This is a genomic window from Deltaproteobacteria bacterium, from assembly GCA_016875395.1.
Classification (GTDB): Bacteria; Myxococcota_A; UBA9160; order UBA9160; family UBA6930; genus VGRF01.
On record VGRF01000015.1, the window covers coordinates 1 to 24,127 of the forward strand.

General features: G+C 67.5%; 12 protein-coding genes, 2 tRNA genes and 3 rRNA genes. 2 read left to right on the plus strand and 15 right to left on the minus strand.

The features are described 5' to 3' along the window. Positions 1 to 140: 140 nt before the first annotated feature. Positions 141 to 932, plus strand: a complete 792-nt coding sequence (locus FJ091_12610; protein MBM4384195.1) for a sulfatase-like hydrolase/transferase — start codon at positions 141 to 143, stop codon at positions 930 to 932. Positions 933 to 976: 44 nt separating this feature from the next. Here FJ091_12610 and rrf read toward each other — a convergent pair. From rrf to ftsY, 14 genes are all read right to left on the minus strand, one after another. Continuing rightward, positions 977 to 1,092 (minus strand): 5S ribosomal RNA (gene rrf, locus FJ091_12615). A gap of 83 nt (positions 1,093 to 1,175) precedes the next feature. Continuing rightward, a 23S ribosomal RNA gene (locus FJ091_12620) occupies positions 1,176 to 4,143 on the minus strand. A gap of 193 nt (positions 4,144 to 4,336) precedes the next feature. Continuing rightward, positions 4,337 to 4,412, minus strand: a tRNA-Ala gene (locus FJ091_12625). A gap of 16 nt (positions 4,413 to 4,428) precedes the next feature. Then, a tRNA-Ile gene (locus FJ091_12630) sits at positions 4,429 to 4,505 on the minus strand. A gap of 190 nt (positions 4,506 to 4,695) precedes the next feature. Further along, positions 4,696 to 6,251: ribosomal RNA gene (locus FJ091_12635) — 16S ribosomal RNA — on the minus strand. The 16S, 23S and 5S rRNA genes sit together here with 2 tRNA genes alongside, the layout of an rRNA operon. Positions 6,252 to 6,603: 352 nt before the next feature. Further along, positions 6,604 to 7,809: a tyrosine--tRNA ligase gene (locus FJ091_12640; GenBank protein ID MBM4384196.1), complete on the minus strand. Its 1,206-nt coding sequence runs from the start codon at positions 7,807 to 7,809 to the stop codon at positions 6,604 to 6,606. Between the two features lie 5 nt (positions 7,810 to 7,814). Further along, positions 7,815 to 8,345, minus strand: a complete 531-nt coding sequence (locus FJ091_12645; GenBank protein MBM4384197.1) for a 5-formyltetrahydrofolate cyclo-ligase — start codon at positions 8,343 to 8,345, stop codon at positions 7,815 to 7,817. Positions 8,346 to 8,380: 35 nt separating this feature from the next. After that, positions 8,381 to 8,695, minus strand: a complete 315-nt coding sequence (locus tag FJ091_12650) for a cell division protein ZapA (protein MBM4384198.1) — start codon at positions 8,693 to 8,695, stop codon at positions 8,381 to 8,383. Beyond that, complete coding sequence (locus FJ091_12655; GenBank protein MBM4384199.1) at positions 8,692 to 8,976, minus strand: hypothetical protein; 285 nt, start codon at positions 8,974 to 8,976, stop codon at positions 8,692 to 8,694. Before FJ091_12655 ends, FJ091_12650 begins: the two co-directional genes overlap by 4 nt. A 91-nt stretch (positions 8,977 to 9,067) precedes the next feature. Continuing rightward, the gene (locus tag FJ091_12660) at positions 9,068 to 10,534 is read right to left on the minus strand and encodes a glutamate synthase subunit beta (GenBank protein ID MBM4384200.1); all 1,467 of its coding nucleotides are present in this window, start codon (positions 10,532 to 10,534) and stop codon (positions 9,068 to 9,070) included. Further along, the gene (gene gltB / locus FJ091_12665; GenBank protein ID MBM4384201.1) at positions 10,527 to 15,065 is read right to left on the minus strand and encodes a glutamate synthase large subunit; all 4,539 of its coding nucleotides are present in this window, start codon (positions 15,063 to 15,065) and stop codon (positions 10,527 to 10,529) included. The genes FJ091_12660 and gltB overlap by 8 nt, the downstream gene beginning before the upstream one ends. Positions 15,066 to 15,324: 259 nt before the next feature. Beyond that, positions 15,325 to 16,026, minus strand: coding sequence for a glycerophosphodiester phosphodiesterase (locus tag FJ091_12670; GenBank protein ID MBM4384202.1), 702 nt, complete (start codon positions 16,024 to 16,026; stop codon positions 15,325 to 15,327). 82 nt (positions 16,027 to 16,108) lie between these two features. After that, on the minus strand, positions 16,109 to 17,605 hold the full coding sequence (glpK, locus tag FJ091_12675; protein ID MBM4384203.1) for a glycerol kinase GlpK: 1,497 nt from the start codon (positions 17,603 to 17,605) through the stop codon (positions 16,109 to 16,111). 24 nt (positions 17,606 to 17,629) lie between these two features. Further along, a complete protein-coding gene (ftsY, locus tag FJ091_12680; protein MBM4384204.1) occupies positions 17,630 to 18,850 on the minus strand; it encodes a signal recognition particle-docking protein FtsY in 1,221 nt (406 codons plus the stop codon). Between the two features lie 83 nt (positions 18,851 to 18,933). Between ftsY and FJ091_12685 the strand changes: the two genes are divergently transcribed. Beyond that, the gene (locus tag FJ091_12685) at positions 18,934 to 19,923 is read left to right on the plus strand and encodes a hypothetical protein (GenBank protein ID MBM4384205.1); all 990 of its coding nucleotides are present in this window, start codon (positions 18,934 to 18,936) and stop codon (positions 19,921 to 19,923) included. A gap of 369 nt (positions 19,924 to 20,292) precedes the next feature. On the opposite strand, the gene smc is transcribed toward FJ091_12685, so the two are convergent. Further along, positions 20,293 to 24,006 carry a chromosome segregation protein SMC gene (gene smc / locus FJ091_12690; GenBank protein ID MBM4384206.1) on the minus strand — a complete coding sequence of 1,238 codons (3,714 nt, stop codon included), beginning with the start codon at positions 24,004 to 24,006 and terminating at the stop codon, positions 20,293 to 20,295. Positions 24,007 to 24,127: the final 121 nt, after the last annotated feature.

Consider the following 24,127-nt stretch of genomic DNA (forward strand, 5'->3'; position numbering starts at 1 on the left):
TCCGCCTCGCGCAGAATCTTCACCATCTGCTCTTCCGTAAACCGACTCTTCTTCATGGGGGCTTCCTTTCCGTCGGAAGCCATTCTCTCTCAAGAATCAGTCGGTCCGAGAATCGGCCAGCAGGTCAGCGGGGGTACGAGGTGGCCTGGTTCTCGGGGCAGCACGACGAGGTCGCGGGGGAAGAGGCGCGGCTCGGGATCGAGCGTGCGAGCCACTTCTACGATGCGCGTCAGGACGTGGCACGGAGAACGTCGCGATCAGCGCAGCCGATCAGCCTCCAGGTGTCGTGGAAGACGGTGATGCAGCGAGTTGGCGAGTATCTCGATGCGCGCAGATCGAGCGCGCCTCTCTTCCTGTACGTGAATCTCGTCGACACGCACTTTCCGTACTGGCACTCCGAGCTCGACGACATCGTCGGCGTGCGCTCGTTCTCCCGGAGTGAGATTCGCCCGGAGAATCGCGATCGCGTGCTGCATGCCTACGAGAATGCGGCCGCGAATGTCGACCGCGCGATCGGCGAGCTGCTCTCGCGTGCGGACCGCGCGCTCGGGGTGAGCACGATCGTCGTGGTGACGGGCGACCACGGCCAGTCGTTCTACGAGAACCGCACGCTCGGCCACGGCCAGGCGCTCGATGACGCGCAGACACGCGTACCTCTGGTGGTGCGAGGCGCCGGGCCGGAGGTGCCGCCGCTGCTCGCGCTCAGCGATCTGCGCGGGGCGATCGGCGCCTGGGTCGACGGCGCGGCGCCCCGAGCTAGCGAAGGGCCGGTGCTGCAGTGGGTCGGGGAGGTGAGCCGCGCGCGTCGAATCGGGCTCAGGACTCCCGCACGCGCGACGAGCGTCGATCTCCACGCCCCGCCCGGAACGGATGCAGCGCGCGAGGCGATACGCGCGTGGGAGATGGCGCGCTACCTCGAGGCCGAAAAGTGAAACGGCGCTGACTCACTTGCGCGAGTCAGCGCCGCTCAAAGAGATCCCACCGTCTAGCTACTCTCCCACCGGGAAGCCCGGCAGTACCATCGCCGAAGCAGGGCTTAACTTCCGTGTTCGGAATGGGAACGGGTGTGGCCCCTGCTCTATGGACGGTGGGAAATATCAAATCGATCTTCGATCAACCGAATAGATTTCTGGGTCCGCACAAAGAGGTCACAGTGCGGGCATTGCACGAGGCGAGTGGTCAAGCCTCACGGGCGATTAGTACCGGTCAGCTTCACGCATTACTGCGCTTCCACCTCCGGCCTATTGCGTCGTGGTCTTCGACGGCCCTTTAGGGGACTTGCGTCCCGGGAGACCTCATCTTGGAGTGAGTTTCCCACTTAGATGCTTTCAGCGGTTATCTCATCCGAACATGGCTACCCGGCGGTGCTCCTGGCGGAACAACCGGTACACCAGCGGTTCGTCCATCCCGGTCCTCTCGTACTAGGGACAGCGCTCCTCAAGTCTCCTGCGCCCACGGCGGATAGAGACCGAACTGTCTCGCGACGTTCTAAACCCAGCTCGCGTGCCGCTTTAATTGGCGAACAGCCAAACCCTTGGGACCTGCTTCAGCCCCAGGATGCGACGAGCCGACATCGAGGTGCCAAACCTCCCCGTCTATGTGAACTATTGGGGGAGATCAGCCTGTTATCCCCGGCGTACCTTTTATCCGATGAGCGATGGCCCTTCCATTCAGAACCACCGGATCACTAAGACCTGGTTTCCCACCTGCTCGACTTGTTTGTCTCGCAGTCAAGCTCCCTTATGCCTTTGCACTCTACGGCTGGTTTCCAATCAGCCTGAGGGAACCTTCGCGCGCCTCCGTTACTTTTTGGGAGGCGACCGCCCCAGTCAAACTACCCACCACGCAGTGTCTCCGGCCCGGATGACGGGCCTAGGTTAGATCGGCAGCACAATAAGGGTGGTATTTCAACGTTGGCTCCACCGAAACTAGCGTCCCGGCTTCAAAGCCTCCCACCTATCCTACACATACTGAACCGACGATCACTGCGAAGTTGTAGTTAAGGTGCACGGGGTCTTTTCGTCCTGCCGCGGGTCGCCGGCATCTTCACCGGCAATTCAGTTTCGCTGAGTCTCTGGTCGAGACAGTGGGGAAGTCGTTACGCCATTCGTGCAGGTCGGAACTTACCCGACAAGGAATTTCGCTACCTTAGGACCGTTATAGTTACGGCCGCCGTTTACTGGGGCTTCGGTTCATCGCTTCGCCTTGCGGCTGACAAGTCCCCTTAACCTTCCAGCACCGGGCAGGCGTCAGACCCTATACGTCGTCTCTCGACTTCGCAGAGTCCTGTGTTTTTAGTAAACAGTCGCTACCCCCTGCTCTCTGCAGCCTGAATTCGCTCGAGGAGTGAATCCCTTCACGAACTCAGGCACACCTTATCCCGAAGTTACGGTGTCAATTTGCCGAGTTCCTTGACCAGAGTTCTCCCAAGCGCCTTGGCATTCTCTGCCCGCCCACCTGAGTCGGTTTACGGTACGGTCACCAGACATCCTCCCTACGAGGCTTTTCTCGGGAGCATGGGGTCATCGACTTGGCGAACCGAAGTTCGTTCAGTCTCACCTCTCGGCGTTAACGGCAACGCGGATTTTCCTACGTTGCCCGCCTACCGGCTTTCACCACCATCCAGTAGGTGGCTCGACTACCCTTCTCCGTCCCCCTTCGGTCGAACGGATATCTAGTGGTACGGGAATATTAACCCGTTTCCCATCGCCTACGGCTTTCGCCCTGAGCTTAGGGACCGACTGACCCTGGGAAGATTAGCTTGACCCAGGAACCCTTGGGCTTACGGCGAACAGGTTTCCCACCTGTTTTATCGCTACTCGTGTCCGCATAGGCACTTCCAAGGCCTCCACCAGTTCTCTCGATCTGGCTTCACAGGCAATTGGAACGCTCCCCTACCGATCTACGAAGCCGAGGCTTCATAGATCCCGCAGTTTCGGTGTCGCGCTTGAGCCCCGTTACATTTTCGGCGCGGGTTCACTAGACCAGTAAGCTATTACGCACTTTTTAAAGGATGGCTGCTTCTAAGCCAACCTCCTGGTTGTTTAAGCGCTCCCACTTCCTTTCCCACTTAGCGCGAACTTAGGGACCTTAACCGGCGGTCTGGGTTGTTTCCCTCTCGACTACGAACCTTAGCGCTCGCAGTCTGACTCCCGTGCTGCACTCATCGGCATTCGGAGTTTGGTTGGGTTCGGTAACCTGGTGGGGCCCCTAGCCCATCCAGTGCTCTACCTCCGATGGTGATCGCACGAGGCTATACCTCAATATATTTCGGGGAGAACCAGCTATCTCCAAGTTTGATTGGCCTTTCACCCCTACCCACAGCTCATCCGGGTAGTTTTCAACCTACTACGGTTCGGTCCTCCACTCGGTTTTACCCGAGCTTCAACCTGGCCATGGGTAGATCACCTGGTTTCGGGTCTACCCCCAGCAACTCGTCGCCCTATTCAGACTTGCTTTCGCTACGGCTACGCCTATCGGCTTAACCATGCTGCTGAGGAGTAACTCGCGGACCCGTTAAACAAAAGGTACGCAGTCACACTTGGTGCAAGCACCATAGTGCTCCCACTGTATGTAAGCAGACGGTTTCAGGATCTTTTCACTCCCCTCACCGGGGTTCTTTTCGCCTTTCCCTCACGGTACTGGTTCACTATCGGTCGCCAGGTAGTACTTAGCCTTGGATGATGGTCCACCCAGATTCCCACGAGGTTCCACGTGCCTCGCGGTACTCGGGATACTCCTAGAGCCACTGCCGGGTTTTACGTACGGGGCTATCACCCTCTTCGGCCGACTTTTCTGGTCGTTCCGTTACCCACAGCGGTCCCACATCGGAGTCCCACGACCCCGGAAAGAGTTTCCTCTCGCCGGTTTAGGCTGATCCCCGTTCGCTCGCCGCTACTAGGGGAGTCTCGGTTGATTTCCGTTCCACCGGGTACTTAGATGTTTCAGTTCCCCGGGTTGACTTCGCACCCTCTATGAATTCGAGGGCGTGACGATCGGGCTTGACCCCGACCGGGTTTCCCCATTCGGACATCTCCGGATCAAAGGATGGTTTGCGCCTCCCCGGAGCATTTCGCTGCTACCTACGTCCTTCGTCGTCTCCTGGCGCCAAGGCATCCACCGTCTGCTCTTCGTAGCTTGACCAAAATTGGTTCGTTCATTCGCAGAGAAGCGAATCCAGATTCGCTTTCGTGCTGCCAAGGCACTGCATTAACTCTTCGCTTGGACCCAGAAAGCTATTCGATTGTCAAAGACCGGAACCCTTCGAGTCTCACGACCCACCGCCTGTAGGGGGCAGCACCGGCAAATCACCGGCATGAATGAAGACGTGACCGAATGGTGGAGCTGATCGGGATCGAACCGACGACCTCAGGCTTGCAAAGCCCGCGCTCTCCCAGCTGAGCTACAGCCCCAGGTCAGGGCCGGCGGTGGTGGGCCTGGGCTGATTTGAACAGCCGACCTCCCGCTTATCAGGCGGACGCTCTAACCAACTGAGCTACAGGCCCCGAAAGCGACCCGCTCGAGCGACCGCTCCAAACTCGGTCCCCGAAAAACGAATGACGTGCAGTTGCGAACGGATCGGCCAACTCTGCCCCGATTGAACGAGTCACCAGGAGAACCCGGGATTCACAGAGTCTGTTGGCCGACTTGACTTAGGTTGCCTAGCTCGAGCGAGTCGAGCCGGCATCTCCCTAGAAAGGAGGTGATCCAGCCGCAGGTTCCCCTACGGCTACCTTGTTACGACTTCACCCCAATCACTAGTCGAACCTTGGACGGCTCCCTCCTTGCGGTTGGGTCACCGGCTTCTGGTGCAACCAGCTTTCGTGGTGTGACGGGCGGTGTGTACAAGGCCCGGGAACGTATTCACCGCGGCATGCTGATCCGCGATTACTAGCGATTCCGCCTTCATGGAGTCGAATTGCAGACTCCAATCCGAACTGAGACCGGCTTTATGGGATTGGCTCCCCCTCGCGGGTTGGCAGCCCTTTGTACCGGCCATTGTAGCACGTGAGTAGCCCTGGGCATAAAGGCCATGAGGACTTGACGTCGTCCCCACCTTCCTCCGGCTTAACACCGGCAGTCCCAATAGAGTGCCCAGCCTAACTGGTGGCAACTATTGGCAGGGGTTGCGCTCGTTGCGGGACTTAACCCAACACCTCACGACACGAGCTGACGACAGCCATGCAGCACCTGTCTCGCGGCTCCCGAAGGCACTCCCTCGTTTCCGAGAGATTCCGCGGATGTCAAGCCCAGGTAAGGTTCTGCGCGTTGCTTCGAATTGAACCACATGCTCCACCGCTTGTGCGGGCCCCCGTCAATTCCTTTGAGTTTTAGCCTTGCGGCCGTACTCCCCAGGCGGGGTGCTTAATGCGTTAGCTTCGACACCGAAGGGGTCAATACCTCCGACGTCTAGCACCCACAGTTTACGGCGTGGACTACCAGGGTATCTAATCCTGTTTGCTCCCCACGCTTTCGCGTCTCAGTGTCAGTCATCGTCCAGACGGCCGCCTTCGCCACTGGTGTTCCTTCCGATATCTACGAATTTCACCTCTACACCGGAAATTCCGCCATCCTCTCCGAGACTCGAGCCTGGCAGTATCGGATGCAGTTCCGGAGTTGAGCTCCGGGATTTCACACCCGACTTTTCAGGCCACCTACACGCGCTTTACGCCCAGTAATTCCGAACAACGCTTGCGCCCTCCGTATTACCGCGGCTGCTGGCACGGAGTTAGCCGGCGCTTCCTTTGAAGGTACCGTCAAGCACTCGACCTATTCGCCCGAGTACCTTTCGCCCCTTCCGACAGAGGTTTACGACCCGAAGGCCTTCATCCCTCACGCGGCGTCGCTGGGTCAGGCTTTCGCCCATTGCCCAAAATTCCCGACTGCTGCCTCCCGTAGGAGTCTGGACCGTGTCTCAGTTCCAGTGTGGCTGGTCGTCCTCTCAGACCAGCTACCCATCTTCGCCTTGGTGGGCCGTTACCCCGCCAACTAGCTAATGGGACGCAGGCTCATCCGTAGGCGGTAGCTTGCAAGCAGAGGCCACCTTTTCCCGCGCTGTCCGCAGACAACGTGGTCTCATCCGGTATTAGCCCCAGTTTCCCGGGGTTGTCCCAGACCTTCGGGCAGATTACCCACGCGTTACTCACCCGTGCGCCGCTTTACTCGCTCCCGAAGGAACTTTCTCGCACGACTTGCATGTCTTAAGCACGCCGCCAGCGTTCGTTCTGAGCCAGGATCAAACTCTCCAGTTTGAACTTGGCACAGAGCAGGCACCGAAGTGCCACGCTCCGTTATTCGGAATGGCGATCGGTTGCCGAAGCAACCTGATCGCCGATTGATTTGTTTGACGTTTGCCCGTTCGCATCGCGCGGACTCCGAAGAGCCCGCCCGATTTCCTGCACGTCATTCGGTTTTCAAAGATCGAGCGAAGTCCGTTGAGACCTGTTCAGGATCTTTCGGACAAAAGGTTCCCCATTGAGGGGATACGGCTCGCTGTTGCCGGTCGGCGATGTTGTCCACCGGCGTCAGCGGGAGCGGCAAATTAGTGGGAACGAACTGAGCGTCAAGCCTGCCGAGGGTTTTTTTCACGAAGGCCCCGCGGGGCTAGGAGATGTGAACCTCGGCGAATCGCCTCCGTCCCGCGCGGATCGTGAACCGCCCCCGGCAAAGCCGGCGAGCGACGTCCCTCTCGACCGCACCGTCGATCTGAACACCCCCCTGAGCCACGAGCCGGCGGGCCTCTCCGTTCGACGCGAGCGTAAACGCTTGCCGAAGCACCTCGACCAGGCCGACGCCCGACGCGTCTGCGCTGCTCACCGCGATGACGGGGATCTCCTCCGGGCGCTCGCCGTGCTGCACGACCCTCCGGAAGTGGGCCTCTGCCTCGTCTGCCGCAGCGCCGTCGTGCAGCCGAGCCACGATTCGCCGCCCGAGCTCGCGCTTCGTCTCCATCGGCGCCGTGCTCGCGCCAGCCTCCCGCGCGAGGTCGTCCCACTCGCCGAACCCGAGCACCCTCGCCCACTCCGCGATCAGCGCGTCCGGAATGCTCATCACCCTGCCGAACGCGTCGGCCGGCGCGTCCGTGAGCCCGATCGTGTTGCCGAGGCTCTTGGACATCTTCTCGGTGCCGTCGAGCCCGACGAGGAGCGGCGAGGTCAGGATCGCCTGCGGGCGCTGCCCATAGTCCTTCTGGATCTCGCGGCCGACGAGCAGGTTGAAGAGTTGGTCGGTGCCGCCGAGCTCGATGTCCGCTTCGAGCGCGACCGAGTCGTAGGCCTGCACGAGCGGGTACAACAACTCGTGCACCGAGATCGGCGTCCCCTCGCGATATCGCTTCGCGAAGTCGTCGCGCTCGAGCATGCGCGCCACGGTGTACTTCGAGCACAAGCGCACGAAGTCCGCCGGCGTCATGCGCCCGAGCCACTCGCTGTTGAAGCGAATCTCCGCGCGGTCGACGTCGAGCACGCGCCGCACCTGGTCGACGTAGGTCTTCGCGTTCGCGCGAATCGCCTCCTCGTCGAGCGCGGGCCGCGTCTTCTTCTTGCCCGTGGGATCTCCGATGCGCGCAGTGAAATCACCGATCAGGAAGATCGGCGTGTGCCCGAGCTCCTGAAATGCGCGCAACTTCTCGAGCACGACCAGGTGGCCGAGGTGGAGATCGGGTGCCGAGGGATCGGCGCCCAGCTTCACACGGAGGGGCCGTCCGTTCGCGATCGCTTCCCCGAGCCGCACGCGCAGCTCCGCCTCACCGACGAAGTCGATGCTCCCGCGCCGGATGCGTTCGAGCTGCCGCTCGACTTCGCGGGCCACTTCGCTCACTTCGTCCTCCACACGCCGCTCGGAGTGATCACGAGATCGACGGGCCGATCGTGCGGCTCCAGCGGGACCTCGCGAACGAGTTGTATATCGAACGCGACGCCGACCGTGACGGTGCCGGGCGCCTCCGCGATCAGCTGGTCGTAGTGGCCACCGCCACGTCCGAGCCGCGCGCCGGTCCTCGTGAACGCAACGCCGGGAACGAGGAGCAGATCCGCAGGGAGGAGCCGCGCGGGCGCACGATCGGCCGGCGCAGCGAGGAAACCTCGGTCGCTCGGAACGAGCTCGTCGCCTCGCGCTGCCGCGAGCTCGAGCACACCGTCAGGCGTGAGGCGCGGCCAGAGCAGCTCCTTGCCCTGCGCCGCGGCTGCCGAGGCGACCGCGGTGACCGAGAGCTCGCTGGGCAGAGCCGCGTACACGGCCACGCGAGGCGCCGCGGAAAACTCGGGCAGCGCCACCACGCGCGCGCAAGCGCTCGTGGCGAACTCGGCGCGCGACTCCGGCGAGATGGCACGCAGCGCCGCCAGCATGCGCGCCCGCAATGCGCGCTTGGCTTCCGCTGCACTCAGGCGGGCGCGCCTCGTCGGGGCGCGAGGGCATCCTCGAGCAGCGCGATCAGCTCTCCGACGCGCGCACCGGACGCGTTGCTCCCGCCTCCGTCTCGTTCCGAGACCAGCGAGTTCGCGATGTTGAGCGCCGCGAGCACCGCCACGTCCACGCTGTCGACAGTGCCGGCGCGGATGCGCACGCGCTCGATCGTCTCGTCGAGGAGCGCTGCGGCCCGGTGCACCGAACCAGCGTCGGCCTCGCCCTCGGCGCGAATGCGGTAGCTGCGCCCCTGGATCTTCACCTGCACGGTGCGCTTCGGCGCGTCCTTCATTCGCGGGCCGCCACTGCACCGAGCCGGCGCGTCACTTCTTCCTCGATGCGCTCGATCTGCGCCACCAGCTCGTCGATGCGCTTGGCCGCATCGCGGCGCGCGTGATTCAGCTCGACGAGCTTCGCGTCGAGTGCCTTAATTCGCGCTTCGCGATCCGCGGCGCGCGCCCTCAGCTGCGCGCCCTCCGCCGACAGCGCTTCGTGGCGGGCGATGAGCTCGCGCACGAGCGCCTCGAGACGCTCGAACTGCGCTGCATCCGCGCGCGCGGCGCGATCGGCCATGCCCGCCTCCGGTTCGCGCGATCCTATCACGCACGCTCGCGCCCGGAGCTGTCCGGTCGCGCCCGCTTCCGTCGGAGGAGTGACCGGCGTCTCAGACGAACGCGTGACGGGACTGAAGCCGCGATGCGCCCGTGAGGTACGCGTCGACCGCGCGCGCGGCCTCGCGACCCTCCCAGATCGCCCACACCACGAGCGACTGCCCGCGCCGGCAGTCGCCGGCTGCGTACACGCCAGGCTCGCTGGTCGCGAAGCTCTTCACGTCCGCGCGTACGTTGCCGCGCGGATCGAGCGCGACGCCGAGGCCCTTCACGAGCCCGTCCTGCACGGGTCCGAGGAAGCCCATCGCGAGCAGCACGAGGTCCGCAGGCATCTCGAACTCGGGGCCCACCTCGCGCAGCGTGTTCATCAGCGGCCGGTCGAGCGAGTCGCGCTCGAACTCGACGCGGACCGCATGCAGCTTCTCGACGCGGCCGTTGGTTCCCGAGAGCCGCTTGGTCGCGATCGAGTACGCGCGCTCTCCACCCTCGGCGTGAGAGCTCGACACGTTGAAGTAGTACTTCTTCGCCTGCGGCCACGGCTCCGACGTGTGCCGCCCCTCCGGCGGCTGCGGCAACAGCTCGATCGAGGTGATCGACTTCGCGCCGTGGCGGTGCGAGGTGCCGATGCAGTCGGAGCCCGTGTCGCCGCCGCCGAGGATCACGACGTGCTTGCCCGTCGCGAGGATCGCTTCGCGCTCGGGCACCGCGTCGCCCGCGACGCGCCGGTTCTGCTGCGGCAGGAAGTCCATCGCGAAGTGGACACCCGCGAGATCGCGCCCGGGCACGCCGAGATCGCGCGGCAGCTCCGCGCCGGTGCACAGCAGCACCGCGTCGAAGTTCTTGCGCAGATCGGAGACGGAGTAGTCCACGCCGACGTGCACGCCCGTCTGGAAGGCGACGCCTTCCTCGCGCATCTGCTCGAGGCGGCGATCGATCACGCTCTTCTCGAGCTTGAAGTCGGGAATCCCGTAGCGGAGCAGGCCGCCCACCCGGTCCGCCTTCTCGAACAGCGTGACGGTGTGGCCCGCGCGATTCAGCTGCTGCGCGGCCGCGAGGCCCGCGGGCCCCGAGCCGATCACCGCGACCGAGCGGCCGCTGCGGCGCGCCGGGCGCACCGGCGCGATCCACTTTTCCTCCCAGCCGCGCCTGACGATCTCCCACTCGACCTGCTTGATCGCGACGGGGTCTTGGTTGATGCCGAGCACGCACGCCTGCTCGCACGGCGCGGGGCACACCATGCCGGTGAACTCGGGGAAGTTGTTCGTGCTGTGCAGCCGCGCGAGCGCGTCTTCCCACTTGTCGCGGAACACGAGGTCGTTGAAGTCGGGGATGATGTTCCCGAGCGGGCAGCCGTTGTTGCAGAACGGCACGCCGCAATCCATGCAGCGCGCGGCCTGCTCCTTCGTCTTCTCGAGCGGAAAGTCTTCCTGCACGCAGCGGTAGTCGCCGACCCGCTCCTCGACCGCGCGGTAGTGCGTCTTCTCGCGCCCGTGCTTCAGGAATCCGCGTGCGTCAGCCATTGCCGGACCCCGACGCGATGCGGTCCGTGAGCGCCCGCTTGTAGTCCTTCGGGAACACCTTCACGAACTTGTTCGCGAGCGCGTCCCACTTGCGCAGGATGTCGTCGGCCTTCTTGCTGCGCGTGAAGTCGCGGTGCCGGCGCACGAGTCGGCGCAGCGTCTCGAAGTCTTCGTCCGTCATCGGGTCGAGGTCGACGGTCTCCGGGCTCACGCGCGACGGGAACGAGCCGTCCTCGTCGAACACGTAGGCGATGCCGCCGCTCATGCCCGCCGCGAAGTTGCGCCCCGTCTTCCCTAACACCACCGCGACGCCGCCCGTCATGTACTCGCAGCCGTGGTCGCCTACGCCTTCCACTACCGCGGTCGCGCCGCTGTTGCGCACGCAGAAGCGCTCGCCCGCGACGCCCTGGAAGTACGCCTCGCCGCTCGTCGCGCCATACAGCACGACGTTGCCGGTGATGATGTTCTCGGACGGCTCGAAGGTCGCCGCGCGCGGCACCTTCACGATGATCTTGCCGCCGCACAGGCCCTTGCCGGCGTAGTCGTTCGTCTCGCCCTCGACCTCGAACGTGAGGCCGTTCGTGCAGAACGCGCCGAGGCTTTGGCCCGCGCTGCCCTTCAGCTTGATCACGATCGTGTCTTCGGGCAGCCCCGCTTCGCCGTACTTCCGCGAGACCTCTGAGCCGAGAATCGTGCCGAGCGTGCGGTCCGTGTTGTGGATGTCGCGCTCGATCACGACTTTCTCGCCGCGCGCGAGCGCCGGCTCGGCGAGCCGCAGCAGCCCGATGTCCGCCACGCGCTCGAGATCGTCGATCAGGTTCTGGCGCCCGCTGTTGTAGACCGCGTGCTTTACATCGGGCTTGTAGAAGAGCTCGCTGAAATCGAGGCCCTTCGCCTTCCAGTGCGTGAGCGCGCGTTCGGAATCGAGGCACTGCACCTGGCCGATCATCTCGTTCACGCTGCGGAAGCCGAGCTGCGCCATCAGCTCGCGCGTCTCTTCCGCGATGAAGGTGAGGTAGCGAACCACGCTCTCCGGCGTGCCCGCGAAGCGCTTGCGCAGCACCGGGTCCTGCGTGGCCACGCCGACCGGGCACGTGTTGAGGTGGCACACGCGCATCAGGATGCAGCCCAGCGCGACGAGCGGCGCGGTCGCGAAGCCGTACTCGTCGGCCCCTAACAACGCAGCGATCACGACGTCGCGGCCGGTCTTCAGGCCCCCGTCGGTCTGCACCTTGATGCGCCCGCGCAGATCGTTGAGCACGAGGGTCTGCTGCGTCTCCGCGAGCCCGATCTCCCACGGCATGCCCGCGTACTTGATCGACGCGAGCGGCGAAGCGCCGGTGCCGCCGTCGTGGCCGCTGATCAACACGCCGTCGGCGCGCCCCTTCGAGACGCCCGCCGCGATCGTGCCCACGCCCGACACCGACACGAGCTTCACCGACACGCGCGCTTTCCGATTCGCGTTCTTCAGGTCGTAGATCAGCTGCGCGAGGTCTTCGATCGAGTAGATGTCGTGGTGCGGCGGCGGCGAGATCAGGCCCACGCCCGGCGTCGAGTGCCGCACCTTCGCGATCGTCTCGTTCACCTTGTGGCCGGGCAGCTCGCCGCCCTCACCGGGCTTCGCGCCCTGCGCCATCTTGATCTGCAGCTCGTCCGCGTTGACGAGGTACCAACTCGTCACGCCGAAACGGCCCGACGCGACTTGCTTGATCGCGCTGCGGCGCGAGTCGCCGTTAGGATCGGGCGTGAAGCGATCGGGGTCCTCGCCGCCTTCGCCGGTGTTCGATTTGCCGCCGAGCCGGTTCAGCGCGACGGCGAGCGTCTGGTGCGCTTCGAGCGAGATCGAGCCGTACGACATCGCGCCCGTGCAGAAGCGCTTCACGATCTCGTTCGCAGGCTCCACCTCGGCGAGCGGCACTGGCGCGCGATCGGGCTTGAAGCGGAACAGACCCCGCAGCGTGGACGCGTTCTCCGTGTCGGCGTCGGCCGCCTTCGAGAACGCCTTGTAGTCCTCGTAATTGCCGCGCTTCACGGCGATCTGCAGCAGCGACACGGTGTCGGGGTTGAACGTGTGCCGCTCGCCGCGCGTGCGCCATTGATACAGGCCGCCCGGGTCAAGCTCGGGGTACACGAACGAGTCGCCCGGGAAGGCGCGCGCGTGCTTCAGCGCCGCTTCCTTCGCGAGCACGTCGTAGCCGACGCCCGAAACGCGCGACGCGGTGCCCGCGAAGCAGCGCTCGACCACTTCGCGATCGATGCCGACCGCCTCGAAGATTTGGGCGCCGCGATACGAGTACAGAGTCGAGATGCCCATCTTCGCGAAGGTCTTCAGCAGGCCCTTGTCGCAGGCCTTGATGAAGTTCTTGCGCGCGACGGCGGGATCGAAGCCTGCCGGCACGTAGGTGGCATCGGCGACGACCTCGTCGAGCGTCTGGAACGCGAGGTACGGATTGATCGCGCCCGCGCCGTAGCCGATCAGCAGCGCCATGTGCGCGACTTCGCGCGCCTCGCCCGTCTCGCACACGATGCCGCAGCGCGTGCGCAGCACTTTGCGAATCAGGTGGTGATGCACGGCGCCGGTCGCGAGCAGCATCGGAATCGGCGCGAGGTCTTGCGACACGCCGCGATCCGAGAGGATCAGGATGCTCGCGCCGTCCCTGACAGCTCGTTCCGCCTCCGCGCACAGCCGGTCGAGCGCGCTCTTCAGGCCAGCGCCGCCCTCGCTCGCCTTGAACACGCACGCGAGCGTCGTGCTCTTCAGGCCCGGGCGGTCGAGCTCGCGCAGCTTTTCGAGCTCCTCGTCGGTGATGACGGGATGCTCCACGCGCACCATGCGCGCGTGCGCGGGAGTCTCTTCCAGCAGGTTCCCCTCGGCGCCGAGCGTCGAGTAGAGCGCCATCACCGGCCGCTCGTTGATCGAGTCCATCGGCGGATTGGAGACCTGCGCGAACAGCTGCTTGAAGTAGCGGTAGAGCATCTGCGGGCGGTCGCTGAGGCACGCGAGCGCCGCGTCCTCGCCCATGCTCCCGATCGGCCACTTCCCCTCGACGCTCATCGGCGCCAGTAACAAGCGCAGGTCCTCGCTCGTGTACCCGAACACCTGCTGGAGGCGCGTGCGATCCGCGTCGTTCAGCGCGGGCGCCACGCTCGCCGGCTTCGGCAGCTGCGAGAGCAGCACCCGATTCTCGTCGACCCACTTCTTGTACGGCTGCTTCGCGGCGTAGCGACGCTTGATCTCCGCGTCGTCGAGGATGCGGCCCTGCTCGAGGTCGACGCAGAAGATGCGGCCCGGGTGCAGGCGCTCCTTCAGCAGCACGTTCTCGGGCGCGATGTCGATCACGCCCACTTCGGAGGCCATCACGACGAGGCCGTCCTTGGTGACCGTGTAGCGCGAGGGGCGCAGGCCGTTGCGGTCGAGCACGGCGCCGATCACGCGCCCGTCGGAGAACACGATGTCCGCGGGCCCGTCGTACGGCTCCATCAAGAACGAGTGGAACTCGTAATAAGCGCGGAGCGCGGGATCCATGTCGTCCCGGTTCTCCCACGCCTCCGGGATCATCATCAACACGGCTTCGGGCAGCTCGCGGCCCGTGCGCACGAGGAACTCGAGCACGTTGTCCATGCGCTGCGAGTCCGAGCCGCCATCGCGCATGATCGGGAACAGCTTCGGCAGATCGGCGCCGAACGCCTTCGACGCGAGCGTGCCCTCGCGCGCGCGCATCCAGTTCTGGTTGCCCTTGATCGTGTTGATCTCGCCGTTGTGCGCGAGGTACCGGAACGGATGCGCGAGGTCCCACGCGCCCAGCGTGTTCGTCGAGTAGCGCGAGTGCACGAGGCAGAGCGCGGAGGCGAAGTCGGCGTCGACGACATCGGGGAAGAAGCCGCGAATCTGCCGCGGCACGAGCATGCCCGTGTAGACGACGGTGCGGCTCGAGAGGCTCGGCACGTAGAAGAAGTGCTTGCCCGCGTGCTCGGCGAGGATCGCCCTCTCCGCGACGCGGCGAATCACGTAGAGCTTGCGCTCGAACGCGTCTTGGTCGCGCGCGGCTTCGCCCTGCGCGGCGATGAAGAGCTGGCGCACGCGCGGCGCCGCGGCGCGCGCGAGGCGACCGATCGTCTCGGGGTGCGTCGGGACCTCGCGCCAGCCGAGAACGCGCTGCCCCTCGGCGGCGACGGTCTTCTCTAACAACTCGACCTGGCGCGCCGCCGCTGATGCATCCTGCGACACGAACACCATCGCGACTGCGTACTGCCCCGGCGCCGGCAGCTCCTGCGATTGCTTCGCGAGCTCGCGGCGGAAGAACGCGTCGGGGATCTGCACGAGCAGCCCGGCGCCGTCGCCGGAGTCGGGATCGCAGCCGCAGGCGCCGCGATGCTCGAGGTTCTCGAGCACGCGAATGCCCTTCTCGACGACGTCGTGCGACTTCGTCCCACGCACATTGGCCACGAAGCCGACGCCGCAGGCGTCCTTCTCGAAAGCCGGGTCGTAGAGACCTTGCTTGGGCCAGTGGCTCTGGGCGCGTTCGCTCATCGAGTCAGGTCCGAGTTGTTGGGGAGTTCGCAAGGTGAATCGCGCAGATGACGCGGCGTCCGGTTTGGTCGCTCGGCACACCGCTGCGCGCGCTCACACATCGAGCACTTGTCAGGGGGTGTCGAACTCGCGGCCCGGATCGCTGCACGGTCGGCCGAGGGCTCACGGAAGTCCGCGAGAGTCCTTGGCTTTTCCGGCTCGGCATCGTATGCGAGCCAAAAAACAGCGTCAACGGAACTTCGGCCGCAAAAGCTGCGGCTCAGCCGCTCTGGAGGATCCGCCGGAGCCGCGCGGGGTAGTTCGTGAAGAGTCCGTCCACGCCGAGGTCGCGCATTCGCCGCATCTGATCCTCGGGATCCACGGTGAACACGTACACCGCGAGGCCCTCGCCGTGGGCGGCGTGCACGAGCTCGGGCGTCACCTGCGCGAGCTCGGGGTTCAGCGCCTCGGCGCGGAGCGAGCGCGCACGCTGCACCCAGCTCGTCGCGGAGTTGCGCGAAATCAGCAGCGCGAGCCGCGCAGCTGCGCTCTGCCTGCGTAGCTCCGCCAGGACATCGTCGTAGAAGGAGGAGAACAGCGTCTGCGCGAGCAGCCCGCGGCGGTTTACCTCGGCCAGCGTCGCCGCTTCGAGGCCCGCATAGGAGCCGCGCGCGCCGATCTTCAGCTCGAGGTTGAAGGGAATCTGCGGCGCGAGCTCGTCGAGCACTTCGTGCAGCAGCGGCACGCGCTCGCCGCCGCCCGCATCCAGCGCACGCACCTCGGCGAGGGTCGCATCGGCGATCTCGCCGCGGCCCCCCAGGTGCTCGAGCGTGGCGTCGTGCGTGATCGGAATCGCCCCGTCGCGTGTGCGATGCAGGTCGATCTCGATCATGTCCGCGCGCTGCGCGACCGCGAGCCGGTACGCCGACATCGTGTTCTCGGGCCGTTCCCCCGAGGCGCCGCGATGCGCAATCACCTTCACGTGTTCCGCTCCATGGAACGCCGAGGCGACAGGCCAATTGGGGCCTGACCCCTCTTGGCCGCTCGCGCCTCGAAACGCGGCGTCATTGCTCCCACCCCCGCGAGCGCTCCACCGCGCGCTTCCAGCCGGCATAGAGGCTCTCGCGCTGATCGCGGCCCATGCGCGGCTCGAAGATGCGCGCGCCGGTTCCGGTCGCGGCTTCGAGCGCGCTGCGATCGCGCCAAAATCCGACCGCGAGGCCCGCGAGCGCGGCGGCGCCGAGCGCAGTGACCTCGAGCACGGGCGGGCGGCGCACCGGCACGCCGAGCACGTCGGCCTGGAACTGCATCAGCCAATCGTTCTGGCAGGCGCCGCCGTCGACGCGCAGCGTTTCGAGCGCGACGCCCGCATCGGCCGCGAAGCTGTCGACCACGTCGCGGCTCTGGTAGGCGATCGACTCGAGCGTCGCGCGGATCACGTGCGCGCGCGTCGTGCCGCGCGTGAGGCCGACGATCGTGCCGCGCGCGCGCTCGTCCCAGTACGGCGCGCCGAGGCCGACGAACGCGGGCACGAGGTAGACGCCGCCGGTATCCGGCACCGAGCGCGCGGCGGCCTCGCTGTCGCCGGCGGTCGCGACGATGCCGAGGCCGTCGCGCAGCCACTGCACCGCGGCGCCCGCCACGAAGATCGAGCCTTCGAGCGCGTACTCGACTGCGCCGCCGAGGCCCCACGCGATCGTCGTCACGAGGCCGCTCTTCGAGAGCGGCGCCTCGCGGCCCGTGTTCATCAGCAGGAAGCAGCCCGTGCCGTAGGTGTTCTTGGCGCGGCCCGGCGCGAAGCAGCCCTGCCCGAACAGCGCGGCCTGCTGATCGCCGGCGGCGCCCGCGATCGGGATCGCGCCGCCGAGCCACGCGGGGTCCGCCTCGCCGAAGCTGCCGCTCGAGTCGCGCACCTCGGGCAGCACGGCGCGCGGGATGCGCAGCTCGCCCAACAAACCCGCGTCCCACGCGCGCGCGTGAATGTCGTAGAGCATCGTGCGCGAGGCGTTGCTCGGCTCGGTCGCGTGCACGCGCCCGCGCGTGAGCTTCCAGATCAGCCAGGTGTCGATCGTGCCGAACGCGAGCTCACCGCGCTCCGCGCGAGCCTGCGCGCCGGGCACCGCGTCGAGAATGAAACGCACCTTCGTCGCACTGAAGTAGGCATCGATCACGAGGCCGGTCTTGCGCCGCACTTCGTCGACGAGCCCGCGCGCTCGCAGCTGATCGCAGATCGGCGCCGTCTGCCGCGATTGCCACACGATCGCGCGGTGGATCGGCTCCCCGGTCGCGCGGTCCCACACCACGGTCGTCTCGCGCTGGTTCGTGATGCCGATCGCCGCGACGTCGCTCGCGCTCGCGCTGGCCTTCGCGAGCGCGCCGCGTGCCGCGCGCAGCTGCGTCTCCCAGATCTCCGCGGGGTCGTGCTCCACCCAGCCCGGCTGCGGGAAGTGCTGCGTGAACTCGTGCTGATCGACCGCAACGACCGCGCCCCGCTCGTCGAACAAGATCGCGCGCGAGGAAGTCGTGCCCTGATCGAGCGCCATGACGAAGCGAGCGGGCATCGGGACCTCCTGCGGTGCGGGTGATTAGGCTTCGAAGAGCGCCTCGACGAACTCGTCCGCCGAGAAGTCGCGTAGATCCTCGACGCCCTCGCCCACGCCCACGAACTTCACCGGAATTCCGAACTCGTCGGCGAGGCCGACGATCACTCCGCCCTTCGCCGTGCCGTCGAGCTTCGTGAGCACGATGCCCGTGACGCCCGCGGCCTGCGTGAACTCGCGCGCCTGCGAGATCGCGTTCTGCCCCGTGTTCGAGTCGAGCACGAGCAGCGTCTCGTGCGGCGCGCCGGGGCACTCGCGGCCGACGATGCGCACGATCTTCGCCAGCTCCTGCATCAGCGGCGCCTTCGTCTGGAGGCGGCCCGCGGTGTCGACGATCGCGACGTCGACGCCGCGCGTGACGGCGGCCTTCACCGTGTCGAACGCCACCGCCGCCGGATCGCCGCCGTCGGCGCCGGCGATCACCTCGCAGCCCGCGCGCTGCCCCCACGTCTGCAGCTGCTCGCGCGCCGCGGCGCGGAACGTGTCGCCCGCCCCTAACAACACGGTTTTGCCGGCGGCGCGGTAGCGCGCGGCGAGCTTGCCGATCGTCGTGGTCTTGCCGCTGCCGTTCACGCCGAGCACGACGATCACGTGCGGCTTCGCGTGCGTCGCGAGCGCCTCGCCCTTCGGCTCGACGCGCCGCAGCTTCTCCGCGATCGCGCCGCGCAGCACCGCGCGCACCTGCTCCGCGCTGCCGCCGGTCGCCTCCTTCTTGACGCGCGCGAGCAGATCCTCCGCGGTCTTCACGCCGAGATCGGCGGTGAACAGCAGCGCTTCGAGCTCGCTTTCGAGCTCCGCGTCGAGCGTGCGCGCGCCGACGAGCTGCAGCGCGCGGCCGATCAGCGCCGCCTGCGTGCGCGCGAGCCGCTCCCGCAGCGACGCGCGCGGAGGAGGCGCGGGGACGACGGCAGGCGGCGGCGCGGGCTCCGCAGCCGCCTCGACCCGCGGCTCAGGCGAGATCGCGGCGATCGCACGCTCCGAAGGCGCTGCGAGTGCCTCGGCGTGCTCCGGCGCCGGCGGAGCGATCTGCGGTTCCGCGGCGGCGGGCGATGCCTGAGCTTGTTGAGTAGCTGGCGGCGCGGCGGGGCTCCGCCGAATGCGAGATGTGATCAGCGCAACCGCCGCGAGCAGCCCGAGCGCGGCTGCAGCGAGCCCCACGTCACCGATCAGCGCGCGCAACGATTCGAGAAAGCCTGCGTCCGCCATGAGGCGCGGCACGATAGCCGCGGCGTTCGCGCGCGAATCCGCTGCGGATCGACTTACGATGCGCGCGCCGCCGAGGAGACTCGATGACTCGCGCACTCGCGTTCGCGCTGCTCACCGCGCTCGCCGCTCCGATCGCCGCGAAAGAGCGCCTTGCGCCCGGCGACCACTCTCGCGCCTTCCCGCACCAGCGCCTCGCGCGCAGCTACGTGCTCCACCTCCCGCCCGCCGCGGCGAAGGGATCGGCGCTGCCGCTCGTGCTCGCCTTCCACGGCGGCGGTGGAAATGCGGAGGGCTTTCAGGCCTACGCCGGGCTCGACGCGGTGGCGGATCGCGCGGGATTCGCGGTCGCGTACCCGAACGGCACCGGCCCCGCGTCGAAGAACCCGAACCTCCCGATCCCGCCGCGCCTGCGCCGCCTCTTCACGTGGAACGCGGGGCGCTGCTGCGCGTGGGCGATGGAGAACAAGGCCGCCGACGTCGGCTTCGCGAAGCGCGTGATCGAGGACGCCGCCGAGCGCGCGCCGATCGATCGCGCGCGCGTCTTCGCGACCGGCCACTCCAACGGCGCGATGATGGCCTACCGGCTCGCCGCCGAGGCCGCAGACGTCGTCGCCGCGATCGCGCCCGTCGCCGGCGCGATGAACTTGCGCAGCGAGTTCGCACCGAGCCGCCCCGTGCCCGTGCTCCACATCCACAGCGTGCACGACCCCCGCGCGCTCTTCGCCGGCGGAAATAACAAGTCGATCACCGGGCAGACCATCCACCACGAGCCGGTCGTCGCCGGCCTGCAAGCCTGGGAGAAGCGCAACGGCTGCAGCGGCCCGGGCAAGGAGTTGGCCCGGAAGACCGCACCCGCACGCAACGGAGACGGCGAGCACACCGCGATCCGCATCGCGGGCAAGTGCCCCACGGCGGCCCCCGTCGAGCTGTGGAAGCTCGAACGGGCCGGCCACGGCTGGCCCGGCGACAACCCCGGCCCGCTCGGCGAAGCGCTGATGGGCCCGCACACGAACGTGATCAGCGCCGCCGAGGAAGCCTGGAGCTTCTTCGCGCGCTTCCCCGCATCGCCGTAACGACGCATCTGAAAGCGCGGAGCGGGCCGCTCGATGCGGCCCGCTCCGCGCCCCTCCCAAGCAAAGCCGACGGCGCTTTGCGCGCGTTCGCGGCAAGAGCGCGCGCGGGGCGCGGGGGCCGGACGGGCGTCGGAGCGGAGGCCCGGTCCTTCGAGACCAACTCGGCGCGCCTCGAACCCTCTGCCAGTGGCGTGAGCGCGAAAGCACGCCCAAGTGCATCGCGTTCGCGACACCCAAGCCGGCGCACCTCAAAAGCCAAGGGCCGGAGTCCCGACCCTCCGGCCCCCGCGCCCCGCGCGCGCTCGCTGCGCCGAAACCACCGGGCTCTCGCACGCGAGTCTTCGACGCGTGCGATCCGGTCCAGCCGAATCAGTGCAGCTCCACCGCCACCAGCTTCGACACGCCCTTCTCTTCCATCGTCACGCCGTAGAGCCGATCCGCGATCTGGATCGTGCGCTTGTTGTGCGTGATCAGCAGGAACTGCGACTGCGCCGCCATCTCTTCCACGATCTCGTTGAAGCGCCCGACGTTCGCGTCGTCGAGCGCCGCGTCCACTTCGTCGAGCAGGAAGAACGGCGACGGCTTCACCTGGAACACGCTCACGAGCAGCGCGATCGCGGTCATCGTCTTCTCGCCGCCTGACAGCAAGTCGACGCTCTGCGGCCGCTTGCCCGGCGGCTGCGCCGTGATCTCGATGCCCGCTTCGAGCAGGTCCTCGCTCTCGGTGAGCGAGAGGAACGCGCGGCCGCCGCGGAAGAGGCGCGGGAAGTTCGCCTGGAACTTCTCGTTCACCGCGTCGAACGTCTCCTGGAAGCGCGCGCGGCTCGTGCGGTTGATGCGCGCGATGGCGTCGCGCAGCTGCAGCACGCTGTGCTCGAGGTCGTTCTTCTGCTCGGTGAGGAAGCGGAAGCGCTCGCGCAGCTCCTCGTGCTCCTCGATCGCGCCGAGGTTCACGTCGCCGATCGCCTCGAGCTTCGTGCGGATCTCGTCCGCGCGCGCGCGGCGCTCGTCGGCGGCGAGCGCGAGCAGCTCCATCAGCTCGCGGGCTTCGCGGCGCGCATCGCGTTCCGCCGTGCTCGCGCTCTTCGCGAGCAGCGCGTCCTCGCCCTCGGGCGCGGCCTCGCCGCCCTCGATCTCGACGCCCTCGCCTTCCGCAGGCGCAGCGTCCGCAACCAGTTCGGCCTCTGGCTCGGGTCCGAGGTCGGCGAACACGGGCGCCTTCCACTGCGCGAGGTCGACCGCCCAGCGGTCGCGCGCGCTCGTGTCGACGTGCGTGAGCCGCAGCTCGCGCTCGCGCAGACCGAACTCCGCCTCGTTCGCGCTGTCGCGCAGCGTCTCGAGATCGACGCGCAGCTCGCGCGCGGCGTCCTCGAGCGCGCGGACGCGCGCCGCAACTTCCTCGTAGGCCGTGCGGCGCTCTTCGTTCGCGACGCGCGCGGCCTCCTCGTTCTGCAGCTCCGCGTTCATGCCGCTCTCGGCGTTCGCGATGCCCGCCGCCAGCTCCTCGCGGCGGCGCTCGGCCGTCGCGATCTCCGCGTCGCGGCGCTGAATCCACGCCCGCGCCTCGTCGACCTGCCCGCCTGCGCGCAGGACCGCGCTCGCGAGGCGCTCGTGCGCGTCGCGGCGGCCCATGCGGTGCGTGCGCTTCTCGGTCGCGACGGCTTCGAGCCGCGACAGCTCGCGGCCCGCGGAGCCGAGGCGCAGCCCGATCGCGTCTTGCTCGCGCTGGCGCAGTCCGCGCTGCTCGCGGCCTTCCACGAGATAACCCTCGTGGCGCTCGTTCTCGGCGTCGATGCGCGCGAGCTCCGAGATCAGCCCTGAGCGCTCCTCGGTGCGCGTGACTTGCGCGGTGCCGATCGCCTTCAGGCGCTCGCGCGTGCGCTCGAGATCTTTCTCGTGATTCGCGACCGCGAGCGCCGCGGTGTGGTGGCGGCTGCGCAGGTTGTCGAGCTCGACGGCTGCGCGCTGGAGGTCGCTCTGCGCGCGCTCGTCGACCAGCGTGAGCGCCACGACCTCCGCGTCGAGCGCCGTCACTTCGGCCTCGAGCTCGCGCACCTCGCGCACGCGCGTGAGGATGCCGGCCTGGCGGACGGCGCCGCCGCCGCGGATCACGCCGTCGGGTGTGAGCACGTCGCCGCTGCGCGTGACGAACGTGCACGGGATGCGGCCCTGGCCGTAGTGCGCGAGCGCTTCGGCGAGCGTGCCGACCACGTTCGCGCCGCCGAGCAGCGAACGCCCCACGGACTCGAAGCCGGGGCGCAGGCCGACGCTCGCGAGCAGCGGCTCGCCGAGCGGCACGAAGCCGCTCGGCTCGGGCGCGTCGCGGTCGACCACGAGCACGCCGCGGCCCGCGTCGGCGCGGCGCAGCGCTTCGAGCGCGCTCTCGGCGTCGCCGCTCGCGGCGAGCACGGCGCCCTCTGCGCGATCCGCGAGCACGGCTTCGACGGCGCGCTCGAGGTCCGCTGGCACGTCGAACGCGTCGCGCACGAGGCCGCGCACACCGAGGCGCTCGCGATCTTCGGCGCCCAGCGACATCCAGTGGCGCACGCCGCCGGAGAGATCCTCCTTGCGCTCGAGGATCTCGCGCAGCGAAGCCAGCCGCGCGCCGCGCACGCTCAGCAGCTCGCGGCGCGAGCGCACGTCTTCGCCCGCGCGCTTCGCTTCGGCGACGAGCTGCTCTTGGCGCGCGAGCGCGTCGCGCAGCAGGCCCATCATGCGATCGCGCTCGGCGAGCAGGTTGCGCAGCCCCTCCTCGAGCGAGCGCTCCTCCTGGCCCGTGCTGCTCGCGACGCTCTCCTGCACCTCGATCTGCTCGTCGGCGCTGCGCAGGCGCTGCTCGATCTCGGCGCGGCGATCCGCGAGCGCGCCGAGGCGGTCCTCGGCGCGCGCGATGCGCGTCAGCAGCTCGACGAGCTGCGCGCTGTGCTGCTCGCGCTCGCGCTCGAGACCGCGCAGTGCCTCCTGCGCCGCGCGCGCCTCGCTCTCAGCCGCCGCGGTGCTCGCCTCCTCCTCCGCGAGCGCGACTTCCACCTGTGCAAGCTCGTCGCGCAGGCGCGCGGCCTCGCTCTCGGCGGCAGCGAGCTGCACCGCGAGCTGCTCGCGCTCGGCGGCGCGGCCCTCATTCGCCTCGGCCAGCGACGCGCGCTCGCGGCGGTCGTAGGCGATCTGCGCCTCCAGCTCCTTGATGCGAGAGCGAATCTGGAAGAGCGCCTCGCTGCCCTGCGCGAGGTCGCGCTCGCGCTCGGCGAGCGCGAGGCGCTTCTCCGCCACCTCGGTCTCGCGCTCGGCGAGGTTCGCCTCGACGCCCGCGAGCTGGTCGCGCACCTGCGTCGCACGCGCCCGCGCGCGCTCGATCTCGGCCGCGAGATCGCGCCGCTCCTCGCTCGCGAGCGAGAGCTCGACCGTGCGCTGCAGCTCGCGCAGCCGCTTGTAGGCCGCCGCCTTCTTCGCCTGCCGCTCGAGCGAGGAGATCTGTCGCTTGATCTCGCCCAGCACGTCGCGCACGCGCACGAGGTTCTGCTCGGTGCCCTCGAGCTTGCGCTCGGCCTCGCGCTTGCGGGCCTTGTACTTCGAGATGCCCGCCGCTTCCTCGATCAGCACGCGGCGCTCTTCGGCCTTCGCCGACACGATCTCGGCGATGCGGCCCTGCTCGACGATCGTGTAGCCCTTCGTCCCGATTCCCGTGTCGCGGAAGAAGTCGAGCACGTCGCGCAGGCGCACCGGGGTCTTGTTGATCAGGTACTCGCTGTCGCCGGTGCGGTAGAGCCGACGCGAGACTTGGATCTCGCTGTACGAGGCGAACTCGGGCGGAGCGATGCCGTCGGCGTTGTCGAAGGTGAGCACGACTTCTGCGAGGCCCACCGGCGCGCGCGCGTCGGAGCCCGCGAAGATCACGTCCTGCATGCCCTTGCCGCGCAGATGGCGCGGGGACTGCTCGCCCATCGCCCAGCGAATCGCGTCGACGACGTTGGACTTGCCGCAGCCGTTGGGGCCGACGATGCCGGTGATGCCGCGCTCGAACGAGAAGGCGGTCTTGTCGACGAAGGTCTTGAAGCCGTGGATCGAGAGCGACTTGATACGCACCGTTTCCCCCGTTCCCCTTGGGTGCCGGATGGAGGATCCGGCGGACCTGGGGGCAGGACTGCTTTCAGAACAGGCACAGCTGGGGGTGGGCTGTGTTTACCACCGGGGCTCCGACGGTGGC

What these genes read in the sequence shown, in the direction of transcription:
- FJ091_12645 (MBM4384197.1), bottom strand. Translation starts at nt 8,345, where the DNA reads ATGCTGGCGGCGCTGCGTGCCATCTCGCCGGAGTCGCGCGCCGAGTTC.
- FJ091_12650 (MBM4384198.1), bottom strand. Translation starts at nt 8,695, where the DNA reads ATGAAGGACGCGCCGAAGCGCACCGTGCAGGTGAAGATCCAGGGGCGC.
- FJ091_12655 (MBM4384199.1), bottom strand. Translation starts at nt 8,976, where the DNA reads ATGGCCGATCGCGCCGCGCGCGCGGATGCAGCGCAGTTCGAGCGTCTC.
- FJ091_12660 (MBM4384200.1), bottom strand. Translation starts at nt 10,534, where the DNA reads ATGGCTGACGCACGCGGATTCCTGAAGCACGGGCGCGAGAAGACGCAC.
- gltB (MBM4384201.1), bottom strand. Translation starts at nt 15,065, where the DNA reads ATGAGCGAACGCGCCCAGAGCCACTGGCCCAAGCAAGGTCTCTACGAC.
- glpK (MBM4384203.1), bottom strand. Translation starts at nt 17,605, where the DNA reads ATGCCCGCTCGCTTCGTCATGGCGCTCGATCAGGGCACGACTTCCTCG.
- ftsY (MBM4384204.1), bottom strand. Translation starts at nt 18,850, where the DNA reads ATGGCGGACGCAGGCTTTCTCGAATCGTTGCGCGCGCTGATCGGTGAC.
- FJ091_12685 (MBM4384205.1), top strand. Translation starts at nt 18,934, where the DNA reads ATGACTCGCGCACTCGCGTTCGCGCTGCTCACCGCGCTCGCCGCTCCG.